17 protein-coding genes and 1 pseudogene are annotated in these 16,472 nt (G+C 69.0%); 8 read left to right on the top strand and 10 right to left on the bottom strand.

Annotated features, from left to right (window positions below):
- Window positions 1–10: 10 nt before the first annotated feature.
- Complete coding sequence (locus B7R22_RS04100; RefSeq protein ID WP_116410515.1) at window positions 11–865, bottom strand: NAD(P)-dependent oxidoreductase; 855 nt, start codon at window positions 863–865, stop codon at window positions 11–13.
- A gap of 32 nt (window positions 866–897) precedes the next feature.
- Window positions 898–1,371 carry a DNA methylase gene (locus B7R22_RS04095; protein WP_116410514.1) on the bottom strand — a complete coding sequence of 158 codons (474 nt, stop codon included), beginning with the start codon at window positions 1,369–1,371 and terminating at the stop codon, window positions 898–900.
- Window positions 1,372–1,495: 124 nt separating this feature from the next.
- On the opposite strand from B7R22_RS04095, the gene B7R22_RS04090 reads away from it, so the two are divergent.
- The 4 genes from B7R22_RS04090 to B7R22_RS04075 all read left to right on the top strand — a co-directional run bounded on the left by B7R22_RS04090 (window position 1,496) and on the right by B7R22_RS04075 (window position 4,879).
- Window positions 1,496–2,290 carry an alpha/beta hydrolase gene (locus B7R22_RS04090; protein WP_253258862.1) on the top strand — a complete coding sequence of 265 codons (795 nt, stop codon included), beginning with the start codon at window positions 1,496–1,498 and terminating at the stop codon, window positions 2,288–2,290.
- A gap of 58 nt (window positions 2,291–2,348) precedes the next feature.
- Window positions 2,349–2,906: an RNase H family protein gene (locus B7R22_RS04085; protein WP_116410512.1), complete on the top strand. Its 558-nt coding sequence runs from the start codon at window positions 2,349–2,351 to the stop codon at window positions 2,904–2,906.
- A gap of 110 nt (window positions 2,907–3,016) precedes the next feature.
- Window positions 3,017–4,462, top strand: coding sequence for an HNH endonuclease signature motif containing protein (locus tag B7R22_RS04080; protein ID WP_116410511.1), 1,446 nt, complete (start codon window positions 3,017–3,019; stop codon window positions 4,460–4,462).
- 21 nt (window positions 4,463–4,483) lie between these two features.
- A complete protein-coding gene (locus B7R22_RS04075; RefSeq protein WP_147305292.1) occupies window positions 4,484–4,879 on the top strand; it encodes a hypothetical protein in 396 nt (131 codons plus the stop codon).
- An 83-nt stretch (window positions 4,880–4,962) separates the two neighbouring features.
- On the opposite strand, the gene B7R22_RS04070 is transcribed toward B7R22_RS04075, so the two are convergent.
- Window positions 4,963–5,655 (bottom strand): SDR family NAD(P)-dependent oxidoreductase, encoded by a 693-nt coding sequence (locus tag B7R22_RS04070; RefSeq protein WP_116410509.1) that lies wholly within the window; start codon window positions 5,653–5,655, stop codon window positions 4,963–4,965.
- Window positions 5,656–5,777: 122 nt separating this feature from the next.
- Between B7R22_RS04070 and B7R22_RS04065 the strand changes: the two genes are divergently transcribed.
- Window positions 5,778–6,665 (top strand): helix-turn-helix transcriptional regulator, encoded by an 888-nt coding sequence (locus B7R22_RS04065; protein ID WP_116410508.1) that lies wholly within the window; start codon window positions 5,778–5,780, stop codon window positions 6,663–6,665.
- Here B7R22_RS04065 and B7R22_RS04060 read toward each other — a convergent pair.
- Genes B7R22_RS04060 through B7R22_RS04050 form a run of 3 tightly spaced genes read right to left on the bottom strand, consistent with a single transcriptional unit; the run spans window position 6,662 to window position 9,642 of the window.
- A complete protein-coding gene (locus B7R22_RS04060) occupies window positions 6,662–8,752 on the bottom strand; it encodes an ABC1 kinase family protein (RefSeq protein WP_116410507.1) in 2,091 nt (696 codons plus the stop codon). The two genes, B7R22_RS04065 and B7R22_RS04060, sit on opposite strands and share 4 nt — an antisense overlap.
- Window positions 8,752–9,321, bottom strand: coding sequence for a nucleoside deaminase (locus B7R22_RS04055; RefSeq protein ID WP_116410506.1), 570 nt, complete (start codon window positions 9,319–9,321; stop codon window positions 8,752–8,754). The genes B7R22_RS04060 and B7R22_RS04055 overlap by 1 nt, the downstream gene beginning before the upstream one ends.
- Window positions 9,322–9,372: 51 nt before the next feature.
- The gene (locus tag B7R22_RS04050; RefSeq protein WP_116410505.1) at window positions 9,373–9,642 is read right to left on the bottom strand and encodes a GlsB/YeaQ/YmgE family stress response membrane protein; all 270 of its coding nucleotides are present in this window, start codon (window positions 9,640–9,642) and stop codon (window positions 9,373–9,375) included.
- 301 nt (window positions 9,643–9,943) lie between these two features.
- Here B7R22_RS04050 and B7R22_RS04045 point away from each other — a divergent pair.
- The 3 genes and pseudogenes from B7R22_RS04045 to B7R22_RS04035 all read left to right on the top strand — a co-directional run.
- Window positions 9,944–10,274: pseudogene (locus B7R22_RS04045) on the top strand (DedA family protein); the annotation flags it as partial.
- A gap of 82 nt (window positions 10,275–10,356) precedes the next feature.
- The gene (locus B7R22_RS04040; RefSeq protein WP_116410504.1) at window positions 10,357–11,511 is read left to right on the top strand and encodes a dipeptidase; all 1,155 of its coding nucleotides are present in this window, start codon (window positions 10,357–10,359) and stop codon (window positions 11,509–11,511) included.
- A gap of 169 nt (window positions 11,512–11,680) precedes the next feature.
- Window positions 11,681–12,676 (top strand): endonuclease domain-containing protein, encoded by a 996-nt coding sequence (locus tag B7R22_RS04035; protein ID WP_116410503.1) that lies wholly within the window; start codon window positions 11,681–11,683, stop codon window positions 12,674–12,676.
- A gap of 93 nt (window positions 12,677–12,769) precedes the next feature.
- Here the strand turns inward: B7R22_RS04035 and B7R22_RS04030 are convergent, their stop codons facing one another.
- From B7R22_RS04030 to B7R22_RS04015, 4 genes are read right to left on the bottom strand one after another with little or no spacing between them, the layout of a single operon-like run.
- A complete protein-coding gene (locus B7R22_RS04030; RefSeq protein WP_116410502.1) occupies window positions 12,770–13,552 on the bottom strand; it encodes an ABC transporter ATP-binding protein in 783 nt (260 codons plus the stop codon).
- Window positions 13,552–14,421 carry an ABC transporter ATP-binding protein gene (locus B7R22_RS04025; protein ID WP_116410501.1) on the bottom strand — a complete coding sequence of 290 codons (870 nt, stop codon included), beginning with the start codon at window positions 14,419–14,421 and terminating at the stop codon, window positions 13,552–13,554. Before B7R22_RS04025 ends, B7R22_RS04030 begins: the two co-directional genes overlap by 1 nt.
- Entirely contained in the window at window positions 14,418–15,362 is a 945-nt protein-coding gene (locus B7R22_RS04020) for an ABC transporter permease (protein WP_116410500.1), read from the bottom strand. The genes B7R22_RS04025 and B7R22_RS04020 overlap by 4 nt, the downstream gene beginning before the upstream one ends.
- Window positions 15,359–16,411 (bottom strand): ABC transporter permease, encoded by a 1,053-nt coding sequence (locus tag B7R22_RS04015; RefSeq protein WP_116410499.1) that lies wholly within the window; start codon window positions 16,409–16,411, stop codon window positions 15,359–15,361. Before B7R22_RS04015 ends, B7R22_RS04020 begins: the two co-directional genes overlap by 4 nt.
- Window positions 16,412–16,472 lie beyond the last annotated feature (61 nt).

The raw sequence follows: 16,472 nt of genomic DNA, 5'->3' as shown, positions 1-16,472 counted from the left end.
GTCAGGCCCGTCAGGCCCGGAACGCCTCGAACACTGCGGCGATGTCCTCGGAACCATGCCCCTCGCCACCCGCTCGCGCGAACACCGCGTGAAGCGGTTCGAGGAGCGCGGCCGACAGAGCCGTCCCGGTCGCCGCCTCCTGCATCAGCCCGAGGTCCTTCGTGAGACCGTCGACCGCGAACGATGCCGTGAAGTCGCCGTCGATCATCATGCCGCCCTTCAGCTGCGCATAGGGCGTGTTCGAGGGCCCGCCGTCGATGGCGTGCAGGAACAACGCCGGATCCACCCCCAGGGCCCGGCACATCTGGATCGACTGCGCGGTCGCCGCGGTGAGCGAGGCCACCCACGCGTTGCAGGCCAGCTTCAGCGCGCTCGCCGCACCGAGCTCGTCGCCCGCCTCGACTGTCTTCGAACCGATTGCGTCGAGCACCGGCCCGAGGCTCTGGATGCTCGCCCTCTCCCCCGACACAAGCACGACGAGCGCGCCCTCCTCGGCCGGCTTCTTCGTGCCGACCATGGGCGCATCGACGAACGGCACACCGTGCAGGGCGGCCAGCTTCGCGAGACGCGCTGTGCCGGCGACCCCGACGGTGGCGCTCTGCATCCAGATCGCCCCGTCGGCCAGGTGCGGGAGGAACTCGGCGGCTGTCTCGGTCACGGCCTGCTCGTCGAACAGCATCGTCAGCACCACATCTGCCCCGGCGACGGCAGCCGCTGACGAGGATGCGACGGTCGCGCCATCCTCGGCCAGTGGCTCCGCCTTCTCGCTGTGCCTGTTCCAGACGGTGACCGTGAGGCCCGCTCGGAGCATCGAGCGGGCCATCCCGGCGCCCATGGTTCCTGTTCCGAGCAGTGTGATGTGCATGGTGACTCCTTCTTTTTCTTTCTGTGCGCTCGTCAACTGACGGCGCTTCCGATCACCCGGTCGGGAATCTCCCCGAGAAAGATGTCAGTTGTCTTCGGGCCGATGCCCTTCCAGTCAAGCAGAGTCGCCCGGAGGTCGGCTCTGGATGTGGCGTGCTTCACGAGCTCGCTCACAGAACCATGTTCACGCTTGACGGACGCCATCACGGCGTGGAGTTCATCGGTCATCACATAGTCGATGCGCGCATAGTGCCCTTCGTCGAGCAGGGCCCGGAGCCCTTCCCGGTCATAGTCAGCGAACCGGCCGGGACTCGTCAGCCCGTGCTTCAGGAGAACGCGCCAGGTCGCGGCCGCGACGCTCTGCTGCACCGGGCGACCGAACAGCAGGCTCGCGAGGAACCACCCGTAGAGCTGGTCGGCCGCGCCAGACGCCGGGTCGAGCCCGAGATCCTCGGCTGTCGTATTGGCCATCGTCTTCTCCGTCTCATCCGTCGGGTCGTCTCCCATCAAACCCGCACCTGCCCCGCTGACCCAGGGGTTGACCGCACTCCCCGATGCTGTGAGCGAACCCGCACCGTCGGCGGCCCCGGTATCCGTACGATCGGATCCACCGGCAGCGCACCTGCGCCGGGTGACGGGAGCAACACAGATGGACCTGATCTTCGTGCACGGCGCCCTGGTTCGCGACGGCCAGTGGTGGTGGCAGCGCACTGCCGACCTGCTCCTCGCCCGCACGGGCATCCGGAGCCGCGCGCTCGAGCTGCCGTCCTGCGGTGACGGCTCGCCGCAGCCGGTGGCGGCGCAGCGGGTCGCAGAGCAGTCGGTCGCAGCGCAGCCTGGCGCCGCGCAGCCTGCCGCCCCGGGGCTGGTGGCTGACGCCGCAGCGCTCCGCGCCGAACTCGACAGCCTCGACGACCCGGGTTCGGCGATCGTCGTCGGGCACTCCTACGGCGGCACGGTCATCGCCGAAGCCGGCACGCATCCTGCCGTGCGGAGCCTTCTCTACGTGTCGTCGTACCTCCCCGACATCGGGCAGGCGCAGGGCATGATCATGAGCGGCGAGAGCGACCCCGTCTCCATCAGCGACAACGGTGACGGCACGCTCAGCGTCACGGGGTACGACGCGTCCTCGTTCGGCGCCCGTTTCCTGCAGGACGCCGATACGGGCACGCAGAATGAGGCCTGGTCGCGGGTGACCGCGCAGGCCGTCGGATCCTTCATCACGCCGACCACAGCCGCGGGCTGGCAGGGTGTCGACTCGACGTATCTCGTGTGCGCCGACGACCGGAGCACCTCGATCGGGCTGCAGCGCTTCCACGCCGCCCGGGCGACCCGCTCGGTCGAGGTGCCCACCGGGCATCACCCGTTCATCACGCGTCCCGATCTCGTCGTGGCCGAGATCGAGGCGCTGCTCGACCGGTCGTGAACGGATCACCTTCCGCCGCCAGACACTGGTCCGCCGCCCGGACGCTACCCTTGGTGCAATGACTATCACCGCATCCGCCGACGGCTCAGCACTCGGTAACCCCGGCCCGGCGGGCTGGGCCTGGTACATCGACGACAACACCTGGGGGGCCGGCGGCTGGCCGCACGGCACCAACAACATGGGTGAGCTCAAGGCGGTGCTCGAGCTCTTCCGCGCGACGGCGCATGTCGACGACGACCTGCACATCCTCTGCGACAGCCAGTACGTCATCAATACGATCACCAAGTGGATGGCCGGCTGGAAGCGCAAGGGCTGGCGGAAGGGCGACGGCAAACCTGTCATGAACCTCGACCTCATCAAGGAGATCGACGACGCGATCGCCGGGCGGCGCTACCGCTTCGAATGGGTCAAGGGTCACGTCGGACACACGCTGAATGAAGCAGCGGATGCCCGCGCCCGCGGTGCCGCAGAGGCGTACTCGTGCGGTCGTGCGCCCGATGCGGGGCCGGGGTACCCGGGGGCCGCGCAGATGAGCGCAGTGGCTGTCGCCGATTCCTCATCGGCTCCCGTTTCGGCGCCCACCACCCGGTCCTCCGGGACCGCAATGCTCTTCTAGAAGACTCGGCGCGGGGGCCTCTTCTCGTCCACAGGAGGGTCGTTGTGCGAGTTCTCCACCAGTATCGGGATTCGGCCGCGGATGTCGGCGGGACGTGGTTGGCTTGACCCATGACACGAGGATCACTCACCATCGACAAGCCGGTCGGAGCACCCGCCCTGGTCTCTGTCGGGCCCTCGAAACGGCAGCGGTTCGCGGCGGCCGTCAGCGCTGTCGTCTCGCAGCACAAGGCCATCGCGGCCACGTATGCCGTTCTGACAGAACTCGTTGAGGAGGCCCGCCTCGCCGGCACCGCCCTTCACACGACGGACTCGTTCACGGGTGGCCCGCAGTGGTCGAGCGACATGGTTGTCGAGCGCCAGCTCATCACGGAACTCGCCGTCGCGCTCCACCAGAGCGAGAACGACGCCCGTCGGCTCCTCCACACCAGCGAAGGCCTGACCGGCCCGTTCGCCGCCACCCGGGCGGCCCTCGAGGCTGGTGCGATCTCCTATCGCCACGCCGAGAAAATCGTGCAGCACAGCACCGCCCTTGCGCCGTCGTGCGTCGCGGACTACGAGCGCGCCATTCTTCCCCGTGCACGCACCGTCACCGTCCAGCGGCTCGACCGGCTGGCGCGAGCGGCGGTCGAGGAGGCGCAGCCGACGACCGCCGTCCAGCGGCACCTCGACGCAGCCGCGAGAAGACGTCTCGACATCGATCCCGCCTCCGACGGCATGACCTACCTGACGCACTACCTGCCCGCCGTCGAAGCGGTCGCCATCTACAACCGCGCCCACGAACTGGCGCGATCCGCGAAGAACAACGGCGACCCCCGCACCATCGCCCAACTCCGCGTCGACACCCTCAGCGACCTGCTCCTCAACGGCGAGACGAGCTTCGACGGCGTCACGAGAGGCATCCGTGCCCGCATCCACGTGACAGTCCCTGCCCTCACCCTCCTCGACCCTCCCCCCGCACCAGGTGCGGCCTCTCCCCCAGCACCACCCACGGCCCGCAGCAGCAGGCGCGACAGCACTGCCAACGGCCTCGATCACGGCCCCTGCGGGTCGCCGATCGGATCGCCGCAGGGAGGGCGCGCTCCCGCCTCAGGGTTCGCGCATCTCGAGGGGTATGGGCCGATCGACCGGCTCACCGCCCTCCGCCTGACCCGCGACGCGCCGAGTGTCACGCGCGTGCTCACCGACCCCATCACAGGGTGCGCGCTGGCCTACGGTCGCGCGAGGTACCGGCCACCCGCCGATCTCGACGAACTCATCCGCCTCACCTATGCCGAGTGCACCTTCCCGCTGAGTTGCGAGTCCTCGGCGACCTCAGACCTCGACCACACCGTCGCCTGGAGTGACGGCGGTCACACCGAACTCCGCAACATCAGCCCGCTGTGCTCACGGCACCATGAAGTGAAACACCACACGGAGTGGTCTGTCGAACAGGCCGCTGACGGCACGATCACCTGGACGTCACCGGCTGGCTTCGAGTACATCGTCGAACCGACACCCCTGCCGCAGCACGTGCCGCGCTTCGAGGACGGAGCGGCCATGCACCCACCTTTCTGACCCCGACGGTAGCCTGAAGCCATGGATCGGTTCGGGCGAGGGATGTTCGGGCGGGGCATGTTCGGGCGGGGCTTGTCACGGTGGAGACGCCAGCGGGAAGCGGCGCCCGAATACTGCGCCACGGTCATCCTGTGCCAGGCGATCTCGAAGCTCGACACGCTTGCGGTGATCTCCCTGGCCGTCGATCGGCCTGTCGAGAACGCGAAGCTGGGGCGTCCGATGATCCCACTGGCCGAGGGGGCGTGGGTGGAGGTGGAGCTTCCGAAGCTCGGCGAACCGCCGCCCCTCGCGATCGACGTCTACAGCAGCGTGAGCACCGACCAGGCGCGGCTGCAGGCGTTGACACTGGTGGCGACGCTCCGTCGACAGACCGGCTGGGACGTCCGACCCGACTTCGGCTCGAGCGACGACGACTGACCGCAGAGCTGGCCGCAGCCGGGCTGGCCCCAGTCGAGCTGGCCCCAGTCGAGCTGGCAGCGCGACAGGGCCGAGCGCGCCGGTCAGAACGGCGCGAGGCCCGAGCGGTCGATGAAGGTGCCGGTGGGGCCCGAACCGTTGCGGGTGGCGAGTTCGACGACGGCGTCTGTGCCCTCCGTCACCGTCTGGTGGCCGCTGTGGCCGTTCAGGTCAGTCGAGGTGTAGCCGGGGTCGGCAGCGTTGATACGGAGCTCCGGGAGCGCCTTCGCGTACTGCACCGTGAGCATGGTGACGGCCGACTTCGAGGCGGTGTAGAGGGGCGCGATGATCGTCGATTCGATGCGCGTGGTGTCGTGCACGGCCCCGAAGGAGCCGAGGCCGCTCGTGACGTTGACGATGGTCGGCGCATCCGAAGCGCTGAGGAGCGGCGCGAAGGCCCGGGTCACACGGACGATCCCGATCACGTTGGTGCCGAAGACCCGTTCCGCGTCGGCGGCAGTCTGGTCGAGAGCTGCGACGTACGGGCCGGCGATGCCGGCGTTGTTAATGAGTACGTCGAGTCCGCCGGCCTCCGTGAGGGTGGCGACCGCGGCATCCACAGAGGCGTCGTCGGTCACGTCGAGCTGCACGAAGCGGGCCCCGAGCGCGTCGGCAGCGGCCTGGCCCCTGGTCTCGTCGCGGGAGCCGATCCAGACGGTGTGTCCTTCGGCGATGAGGCGGCGGGCGGTTTCGTAGCCGAGGCCCTTGTTGGCCCCGGAGATCAGTGTTGTTGTCATGTGACCAGTCTTGATCGTGGATGCCGCGGTGTCGTGGCCCGGCGGAGCATACGGACTGGCGGTACCACCCCGTATCGTCCGATCGACGGGCAGAGCGGCCCCTGAGGGCGCAGACTGGGGTGATGCAGGATGATCCGCACGGCGACCTCGGGGCGCTCCTCCGTTCCTGGCGCGATCGCCTCTCGCCCGTCGACGTCGGTCTCGCAGCGGGCGATTCCCGCCGGGCGGCGGGGCTCCGGCGCGAAGAGCTCGCCGCCCTCGCAGGGTTGAGCGTCGACTATGTGGTGCGACTCGAACAGGGCCGGGCCCGACGGCCTTCGGGACAGGTCGCCGCGGCCCTTGCCCGGGCCCTCCAGCTGAGCGAGGCGGAGCGCGACCACCTGTTCATCGTGGCGGGGCTCCTTCCCCCCTCGCCGCGCGAGGTGCCCGCCCATATCCCGCCGGGGGTGCAGCGCCTCGTCGCCCGCCTCGGCGAAGTGCCTCTGGCCGTCTTCACCGCGTCGTGGGACCTGATCTCCTGGAGCCCGCTCTGGGCTGCGCTGCTCGGCGAGCCGGTTCCGGGTCGGGGTTCGGGTCCGGCTCGCGGTTCGGGTTCCCGGCCCAACCTGATCCGCTCGCTCTTCACCGGCGAGCCCCTCCACGAGGGAGAGAACGGCATCGTCAGCCGGTCCGGCAGCCTCGCGCGTTTCGGCGCCTCGCTCGTCGGCGACCTCCGCAGGGTGCACGGCCGGTATCCGGATGATCGGGGCGTCAGCGCGCTCGTCACCGAACTGCTCGGCGCGAGCCCCGAGTTCCGTCGACTCTGGGAGAGCGGAGCGGTGGGCGAGCACCAGTCTGAGCGGAAAGTCGTGCACAACGCTGTCGTGGGTGACGTGGAACTCGACTGCGATGTGTTCAGCGTGGCCGGCAGTGATGTGCGCATCGTCGCCTACACAGCGGCCACGGGATCGGACGCCGCAGCGAAGCTCGACTTCCTGCGGGTGTCGGCGGTCGGGGCCGCGACGCGCTAGGTGCCGGCCGGACCACCCGGCCCACCCCGGCCGCCCGGGCCGCGGTCGGCCCCGCCACCCCCGCGGCGCACGAGCGCGTTCCGCACGACGCGCATCACCCCGAGGAATCCGAAGAACCCGATGACGGCACCGAGCAGGTCGAACAGGTGCAGGTTCGGGGCGAGCAGAGGCCCCGTGCCGGCGACGATGAGAACGATCGCCACGACGACGGCGGCGATCGACACGAAGGCCCCTACGATCTCCCCGACGATCCCGTCGATGAACCCCCGGTCATCCGCTGCCGCGAAGTGCCGCACCTTCACGCCGAGCGTGCCCTTCTCGAGTTGCGTGAGGAGAGCATCGGCGCGCCGAGGCAGCGTGCGGAGGATGGCGGCCGAATTCGAGGCTTCGGCCTGGGCCGAGGCGGCGAGACGTTTCAGGCTGAGCATGCGGAGGAGGAGGTTCGGCACCCGGTCGAGCGCCGCCCCCATCATGTCGAAGTCGGGCACCAGCACGTGCACGCAACCCTCGAGGGTGGCGAAACTCCGGAACGCCGACGCGAGGGTGGACGGCAGGGCGATGTGATGCTGCCGGATCACGTCGAGCATCAGCGTGAAGATGGATCCGCCCGCCCCACCGTTCCGGTGCCGCACGGTCGTCAGCATGATCCCGATGTCGTGCCGGAACGAGTCGATGTCGGTCTCCGGCGGCACATCGACGATGAGCAGCAGGGCATCCGTCGCCGCGATGTCGTCTTCGTTCGACGCTGCGAGCAGCAGGGTGGCGAGACGCTCGCGCTGGCTCCGCTCAATGATGCCGATGGCACCGAAGTCGATCAGTCCGAGCGATCCGTCCTCCCTCAGGATGACGTTGCCGGGGTGGAGGTCTGCGTGGAACACCCCATACGCGAGGATCTGCTCGAGCACTGTGTTCATCAGCCCGGTCGCGAGCGTGTTCCGTTCGTCGGCACTCAGCAGGGCGAGGCGATCGGATGACCGGCTGAGCGGCGTGCCGTCGACGAGGTCCATCGTGATCATGCGCCGGCTGCTCGCGTCGGGGTAGACCACGGGAACGCTGAGTGGAGCCGTCTCCGAGCCGGGCTGCGGGTGCGAGCCGGCCTCCGCGATCCGTCGCAGCGTCGATCGGATCATCTCGGTGTTGTTGTACTCGATCGTGTAGTCGAGCTCGTCGAGCAGTGTGGTCGTGAAGCCTCGCGCCACCGACTCGGCACGCAGGTCCCGGCCCTGCTGGGTCTGCAGTTCGGCGCGGCGGGCGAGGCGCAGAATGATGTCGACATCTGCTTCGACCTGCGCGCGGGCGGTCGGGCGCTGCACTTTGACGACCACCTTGGTGCCGTCGAGCAGGGTCGCCGTGTGCACCTGGGCGACGGAGGCTGCGGCGAGCGGGGTGGGGTCGATGTGCGCGAAGACCGCGTCGATCGGGCGGCCGAGGTCGCTCTCGATGGCGGTGCGGATCTCCGGCCATGGCAGGGTCGTCGCGCCCGACTGCAGCGAGGCGAGGGCGCTGAGATATGGCTCGGGAATGAGGTCGCGCCGGGTGGAGAGCACCTGCCCGATCTTCACGAACGTGACGCCCGAAGCGTTGATCGTCGAGATCACGGCGTTCGCGCGCTGCTGGGCCGTGCTGAGATCGGATGACCGGCGAGCCCGGCCCGAGAAGATGAAGCCGGCTCCGTGCCGAGACGCGATCTCGAGGATCTGGAGGTAGCGACGGGTTCGGCGCCGCTGCGCGAGGGCACCGCGCACGACGTCGATCGGGTTGGCCATCGGCCTGGTGGGCACCAGGGCCTCGAGGCCGACCAGCACGGCGACGCCGAGTGCGAAGATCCACGCGACACTCAGGACGAGCACGATGATGCCGACCGTGTTCGACGTCTGGAACGTGTGGCTGTCTCCGGTCACCGTGCCGGTGCGCTCGCCAACCCAGAAGGCGAACGGGAGCCCCGAGACGAAGACGAGGATGCCCACGATGATGCTCCGCGGCCAGCCGACCGGCCCGCCGAGCACCCGTCTCGAGACGAGCCCGACGAGCACTGCGGAGACGATTCCGACAAGGACGATGACGACGTCTGCAAGCATGGTCGACATCAGCCGTCGACGACCGGCGAGGCGGGGGGCGAGGCAGCGAGCGGGGCCCAGAAGCCTACGTGGGGGCGGCGGGCCTCATCGAGGAGGGCCGGGCCCGCGACATCCACCGCCCGATTGCCGCGCGCGAAGACCTCGCGGCACGGGAGCAGGAGCGTGGGGGCATCCGACTCCGGGCCGACCACAGCGAGCAGGCCGATCTCGTCGAGGGCGAACACGACGCGGCCGATGCCCGACCAGAAGATCGCGCCCGAGCACATCGCGCACGGCTCACAGCTCGTGTAGAGGGTGTACGCGGAAAGCTCGGCAGCGGAGAAGGCGGTGCTCGCCAAGCGCACCAGGTTCATCTCGGCGTGGGCCGTGACATCCGAATCCGTGGTCGCCGAGTTCTCGGCGGTCAGCACCACGGCACCATCCGCATCGGTCAGCAGGGCGCCGAACGGATGGTTGCCGTGGGCCACGGCATCGGAGGCGATCGCGATCGTGCGGTGCAGCAGATCGAGATCGACACCGGTGACGGACGGGTCGGGCTGGGACGGGTCGCCCTGGGACGGCTCGGGAAGCGAGGTCATTCCGCCAGAATAGCGAGAACCCGGCATGCCGCGCGGGCCGTCTGAGAGGGACTACGCGCGACGGGCCTTCACGCGGGTGTAGATGAACAGCACGATGATCGCGCCGATGATGGAGCCGATGATGCCTGCGGGCTGGAAGAAGCCGTCCATCGGGTCGTGCTGGAAGATCAGGAATCCGAGGAACCCGCCCACGAACGATCCGACGATGCCGAGGACGATCGTCATGAGGATCGACATGCTCTGCTTGCCAGGGATGATCAGGCGGGCGAGGGCACCGGCGATGAGGCCGATGACGATGAGGCTGATGATGAGACCGAGCATTGTGTGCTTCCTTTGCTGTGAATGCGCGCACCTGTTGTGGAGCGCGCACCCAGCCTAGAAGTTCGGTGTTTTCTGTGCGGGGACTGGCGATGCACCCGAAAACATGCTTAGAAGCAGTGGATTCTCAGTGGACTTCGTTCGATTCCAGCGCATTCGTGATGAAGGTGTGGGCGTGCTTCGCGAGCGCGGGCCCGTCGTTCCAGAGGCTGCGCCAGATCGAGAGATCTGTCGAGAGTCACGGTGGTTCTCGCCGATGTGCACGTAACCGAGCCGATCGCCCACGAGGGCGAAAGGGCGGACGTACCCCGCGCAGCTCGGGCGCCTGAACATGGTGCTCGTGGTGGCGCTCAGCACGCTCGGTGCCTACCTCGGAGCACTGCTGCTCTATGCGCTCGGGGCGGCGCTCGGGCTGGAACGCTCAATCCGGTGGCTGTCGAGACTGCCTCTCGTCGACCGCGGACTTCACAAAGGCGGCCGAGTGGTTTGGCAGGCACGGCCGCACGTCGGTGTTCTTCGGGCGGCCCGTACCGGGCATCCGGAGCCTGATCTCGCTGCCGGCGGGCGCCGAACGGATGCCGCTCGCCACGTTCAGCGCCTTCACGCTGGCCGGCAGCCTGCTCTGGAACGGGCTGCGTGAGGCTGCGGGCGCGGCGGGTGCGGCGGGGTCGGCTCGAGGGCGCTGAGCGCGCCGGGCGGATGCCGTAGCGTTGGAACATGACCGAGCCTGACACCCTGGCCACTGCCCGCGCGACTGTGCGGGAGGCTCTCGCTCTCACTCCGGTGATCGACGGGCACAACGACTGGGCCTACGAGTGCCGACTGCACCGCGGGTACTCGGTCGACGGTCTCGAGGCGGGGCTCGCCACCGACACCGACATCGCACGGCTCCGCGCGGGCGGCGTGGGCGGCCAGTTCTGGTCGGTGTACGTCGAGGACTCGACAGGTCTCGCGGAGAGGGGTGCCGGTGAGGGCGGCACCGGTGAGGGCGCCGGTTCCGTCGCGGGAAGCGCCGCCGCCGTGCAGGCCACCCTCGAGCAGATCGACTGGGTGTACCGGCTTGCCGCCCGCTACCCCGACGACTTCCGGGTCGTCCGCACCGCCGAAGAGGTCGAGGCCGCCGTGGCCTCCGGCCGCATCGCGTCGCTCCTCGGAGCCGAGGGCGCCCACAGCCTGAACGACTCGCCCGCCGTGCTTCGGATGCTCGCTCGGCTGGGGGTGCGTTACCTGACACTCACGCACGTGCACAACACGAGCTGGTCTGACTCGGGAACGGACATCCCGGAGCACGACGGGCTGTCACCACGGGGTGTCGAGTACATCCGCGAAATGAACCGGCTCGGGATGCTCGTCGACCTCTCGCACGTCTCACCGGCGACGATGCACCAGGCGCTCGACGCGACATCCGCCCCCGTGATCTTCAGCCACAGCTCCTGCCAGGCGCTCTCGCCGCACCCGCGGAACGTGCCCGACGACGTGCTCGCGCGGCTCGCGGCGAACGGCGGCGTGCTGATGGTGACGTTCGTGCCGCAGTTCCTGAGCGCCGCCTACTCGGACTGGTTCGACGGGCCGCGCACGGGGCCGGCGCCTCGGGTGACGGTCTCGGATGTCGCGGACCACGTCGAGCATGCCCGGGATGTCGCGGGGCCACTGCACATCGGCCTCGGCGGCGACTTCGACGGCACCGACGAGTTCCCGGCGGGACTCGAGGGCGTCGACGGCTACCCCGTGCTGCTCGAGGAACTCGCCCGCCGCGGCTGGAGCGCGGCATCCCTCGCGGCACTGGCCGGCGGCAACATCCTGCGCGTGCTGCGGGAGACCGACGCCGCCCACCTGGCCGGCGGCGCGGGCACGCCCGCCCTCGAGCTGTAGCCGCTGCCAGCCCCCCGCCGCCCCCGGCCCAACGGAATGCGCTGAGCCAAAGCCCCGCTCCCAGGACAGCGGATCGTCCCCCTGCATTCCATCCGCATACCGCCCGAGGTTATCCACAGATTCGTCTGGGAGCCATTCCCGATCCACGGGCGGCGCGAGACTGTTCCGCATGAATATCGAACGCGCGATCGACAGGCTCGGTGGTGTGGCCCACCAGACCGCTCTGGCAGAACTCGGCTTCACCCCGGTGGATGCCCGTGCGGCTGTCTCCGCCGGGCGGCTCATGCGAATCCGCAAGAGCTGGGTGGCCAGGACTGGCAACGACTCGGACGCCGTGGCCGCGGTGCGTGTGGGCGGCAGCCTGACGTGTCTCTCGCTCCTGCGAGCCCGTTCCGTGTGGTGCGCAGAAGACGGAGATCTTCACGTTCGCGCCGATCGCAACACGAGCCACTTCGCATCGCCGCAGTCGCGCCGGGTTCCTCTCGACCGCGAAGTACACCGGGTGAAGATCCACAGGACGCTGTCTGGCCTCATACCGTCGCCTGATACTCGGTCACAGGCAGCCCAGCCCGCGTTACGAGCCTCGGATTCGGTGGCGGTTGCCCTCATGCAGATGATCACCTGCCAGCCCAGGGATCACGCCATCGCCGCAATCGATTCAGCGCTCGTGAAGAAGCTGGTGACTCGGCACCGCCTGGAAACCATGGCGGAGAGCCTCACACTGAAGCACCGGGAAGCGGTCGCCCTGTCGGATGCGAACTCGGAATCCGGACTCGAGACCAAAGCGCGACTGCGTCTCAGAGCACTCGGTATTCCCTTTCGCAGCCAGGTCCCGATCCGGGGCGTCGGCCGTGTGGATCTGCTGATCGGCGACCGGTTGGTGATCGAACTCGACGGCAGGAAGTGGCACAGCTCGGAGCAGGCGTTCACACGCGATCGCGGTCGGAATCTCACCCTCCATGAAGCCGCATATCTCCCGATGCGCTACAGCTACGCGCAGGTTATGTACGAATGGGATCGTATCGAGGCGGTCATCCGCGGCCACGTTCGCCGACGCGAGCACCGTTGGAGCAGCCGGCAACGCCGGGACGGCTGCGGATTCGAGAACACCTGGTCTGAGAGCACGGGCGCACGCGGAATGCGCCCAGCCGAACCAACACGGTAGTGGTAGCGGATCCGCTCAGGGCATTCCGTGGCGCTGCGGGGCGGGGGGCAGGCGCGGGCGGGGGCAGGGGGCGGGCGGGGGCAGCGGGTCCGGTCAGGCGGCGGGGAGGCGGCCGAGGCCGTCGGCTGTGGGGATGGCGGCGAGCAGGCGCTGCGTGTACGGGTCGGCGGGGGCCGACCAGACGGACGCGACGGGGCCGGTCTCGACGATCCGGCCGGCCTGCATGACGGCCACCCGGTCGGCCACGACGCGCACGACCGACAGGTCGTGACTGATGAACAGCAGCGAGGCGCCGTTCTTCAGCGCGACGTCCCGCATCAACGTCGCCACCTTGGCCTGCAGGGAGGCGTCGAGGGAGGCGATGGGTTCGTCGCCGACGAGGATGTCCGGCCGTGCGCCCATCGCGCGGGCGATCGCGATGCGCTGCCGTTGTCCGCCCGAGAACTGGTGCGGGAACATCCCCGCGGCGTTCCGGTCGAGTTCGACGTCGTCGAGCAGCTGGGCGACGGATGACCGTTCCGAAGCCGGAGCGATGGCGAGGCCATCCGCGATCTGGTCCCCGACCCGGCGGCGCGGGTTCAGTGAGCTGTACGGGTTCTGGAACACCATCTGGATGCGGAGCAGGTGCGCCGGGCGTCGCCGAAGCCCGAGCGTCGGAATCGACTGCCCGTCGAAGGTGACCGTTCCCGACGAGAGCGGCTCGAGGCCGCAGATGGCGCGGGCGAGGGTGGACTTTCCGCACCCCGACTCCCCCACGAGCCCGAGCACTTCGCCGGGTGCGAGGTCGAAACTCACGCCGTCAACGGCCGCGAGCAGGCGCCGCCCGGGGAGCTTGTAGGTGACGTGGGCGTCGCGCACGGTGAGGTGGCCGGCCATCAGAGGGCGTCCTTTCCGAGAACGGGTGCGGCTGCGGCTGCGGCATCCGGAACAGCAGCCGGCGGGTGCGGGAGCGCATCGATGAGCGACTTCGTGTACGCGCTCTGCGGCTCGCGGATCACCTGGTAGCGCGAGCCGTGCTCCACGACCTCGCCGTACCGCATCACGGTCACGGTGTCGGCGAGTGCGCTCATCACGCCGAGGTCGTGCGTCACCAGCAGGATCGCGAGGTCGAGGGTGTCGCAGAGTTCCCGCAGCAGGCGAAGGATGCCCGCCTGTACGGTCACGTCGAGCGCCGTCGTGGGTTCGTCCGCGATGAGCACGCTGGGCTCCGAGGCCAGGGCGATGGCGATCGCGATGCGCTGCAGCTGTCCACCCGAGAACTGGTGCGGGTACTTCTTCAGCGCCGTCTCCGGGTCGGGAACACGGACACGGGACAGCAGCGCAAGAGCCCGCGTGCGCGCCTCCGACCGCGAAACGTGGAGGTGGTGCCGCATCCCGTCGGTGAGTTGCGCCTCGATGGTGATCATCGGGTGCAGGCTCGCTGTCGGGTCCTGGAAGATCATCGCGATCTCGCGACCCCGGAGCGCGTTCATCGCCCGCGGCTTCAGCGCGAGCAGGTTCGGTGCCGAGCCGCGGGGACCTGTGTAGGAGATGGTGCCGCCGAGACGGGATCCGGCCGGCTGCAGTCCGCAGATCGCGAGGCCCGTCATCGTCTTGCCCGAACCCGACTCACCGGCAAGCCCCGTGATCGAGCCGGCCGGAATGTCGAGGTCGATTCCGCGGAGGATCTGCGTGGCAGACCCCTTCGAGCCGAGTTCGAGGGTCAGGCCGCGGAGGCTGAGCCCGTGCGGCGTGGTGTCGCTCAAATCTTCACCCCCTGCACAGCGCCCGCGGTGCGCGGGTCGAGCGAATCGCGGAGCGCGTCGCCCACGAGATTGAACGCGACGACAACGGTGAAGATCGCGAGCCCGGGAAAGGCTGCAAGCCACCAGTCGCTGAAGTTCTGCACGCCGTCGGCGACCATCGCGCCCCACTCTGGAGTCGGCGGCGTCGCCCCGAGCCCGAGGAACGACAGCCCCGACAGCAGCAGGATGGCGTTGCCGAAGTCGAGCGTCGCGAGCACCAGCACGGGCGCCGCGACGTTCGGCAGGATGTCGCGCTGCAACGACCGGAACGGGCTGAACCCGAGCAGCCGCCCGGCGACCACGTATTCGCGCGAGCGCGCCCCGAGCACCATCGACCGCATCACGCGGGCGTAGCTCGGCCACGACACGAACAGCAGCGCGATTACCGCATTCGTGAGGCTCGGCCCGAGGGCGGCCGTCACGATCATGGCCAGGATGATCGTGGGAAACGCGAACACCAGGTCTGCGACCCGCATGATGACCTCATCGACAGCGCGGCCGAAGTACCCCGCGATGGCGCCGAGCACGGACCCGATGATGGCCGACGCAACGACGAGGATGAGTGCCAGCGGCAGCGAGATCCGGGCTCCGTAGAGGGTGCGGCTGAGCACATCGCGGCCGAGCGAGTCCGTGCCGAACCAGTTGACCGGCCCGGGCGGCTGCAGCCTGTCGAACTGCTGGGCGAGCGGATCGAAGGGCGCGATCCACGGCACGAAGATCGCGACGATGAACCAGAGCGCGATGATCGTGAAACCGACGATCGCCATCGGCCGGCGATAGGCAGAGGGCAGGCGGAGCCTGGAGCGGACGGCCGCGAAACGGAGGCGCGTCGCGGCACCGGCGGTGGGAGCATCCAGAGCTGGATCTCGAAGGGCGGGATCTCGAAGGTCAGGGCTGGTCATTGCACACGCACCCGGGGGTCGATGACGCCGTAGACGACGTCGATGATGAAGTTGGTCAGAATGTACACGACACCGACCACGAGCCCGACGCCCATGACGGCGGGCAGATCCAGAGTCGTCGCCGACTTGTAGGCGTACTGGCCGATGCCGCCCCAGCCGAACACCTGCTCGGTGAGCACCGTGCCCGAGAGCAGCGAGCCGAAGGCGAGGCCCACGATCGTGAGGATCGGCAGGGATGCCCCGCGGAGCACATAGCGGAAGATCACGCCCGCCGGACTCAGCCCCTTGGCCCGGGCGGCGAGCACGTACTCCTGGTTCAGAACGTCGAGCACCGCCGAGCGGGAGAACCGCACGAGGAGGCCGACCGTGAAGAGCACGAGCACGAGCCCCGGCAGGATCAGGTGCGAGAGCGCATTCCAGAACGTCGTGTACTGGCCGGCGACCAGCGCGTCGATCGTGTACAGGCCGGTGACCTTCGGCGGCGCCTGGAGCGAGGCGCTGAGACGGCCGGTTCCCGGCGCCCAGTGCAGTTGGTAGAAGAAGACGTAGAACGCGGCGAGCGCGAGCCAGAACGTCGGAATCGAGATGCCGATCAGGCTCACCACCCGGAAGAGCTGGTCGACGAAACGGTTCTGCCGAAGGGCTGCCCACGTTCCGAGCCCCACACCGATGATGATCGAGAAGACGATGACGAACAGCGCAAGCTCCGCGGTCGCCGGGAAGGCGACCGAAAGATCCTGGGTGACCGGGTTGTGTGACTGCGTCGACGTGCCGAGGTTGCCCTGGAAGAGGTGCCCGATGTAGACGAGGTACTGCGTGACGACCGGCTTGTCGAGCCCCTGCGCCTCGCGGAATGCGGCCACGATCGCCGGATCGGATGCCGCGCGCTCACCGAGCGCGGCCTGCGCCGGGTCGGCGGGCACGAGGTTGGCGAGCGTGAACGTCACCAGCGTGACGCCGAAGATGAGCAGGACGCTGATGCCGAACCGGATCAGGATGTAGCGGGCCAGCGGCCCCAGGCGCGGGCCACGACGGAGCGTGACCAGCACCTGGGCGCTGGGTGTTGTGGTGCTGATGAGCTGTTCTCTTACTGTGTCGGGGATTGCGTGT

The organism is Subtercola boreus, from assembly GCF_003399635.1.
GTDB lineage: Bacteria > Actinomycetota > Actinomycetes > Actinomycetales > Microbacteriaceae > Subtercola > Subtercola boreus_B.
The sequence above is the reverse complement of the archived record's forward strand: the minus strand, read 5'-3'. Positions and strand labels throughout refer to the sequence as shown.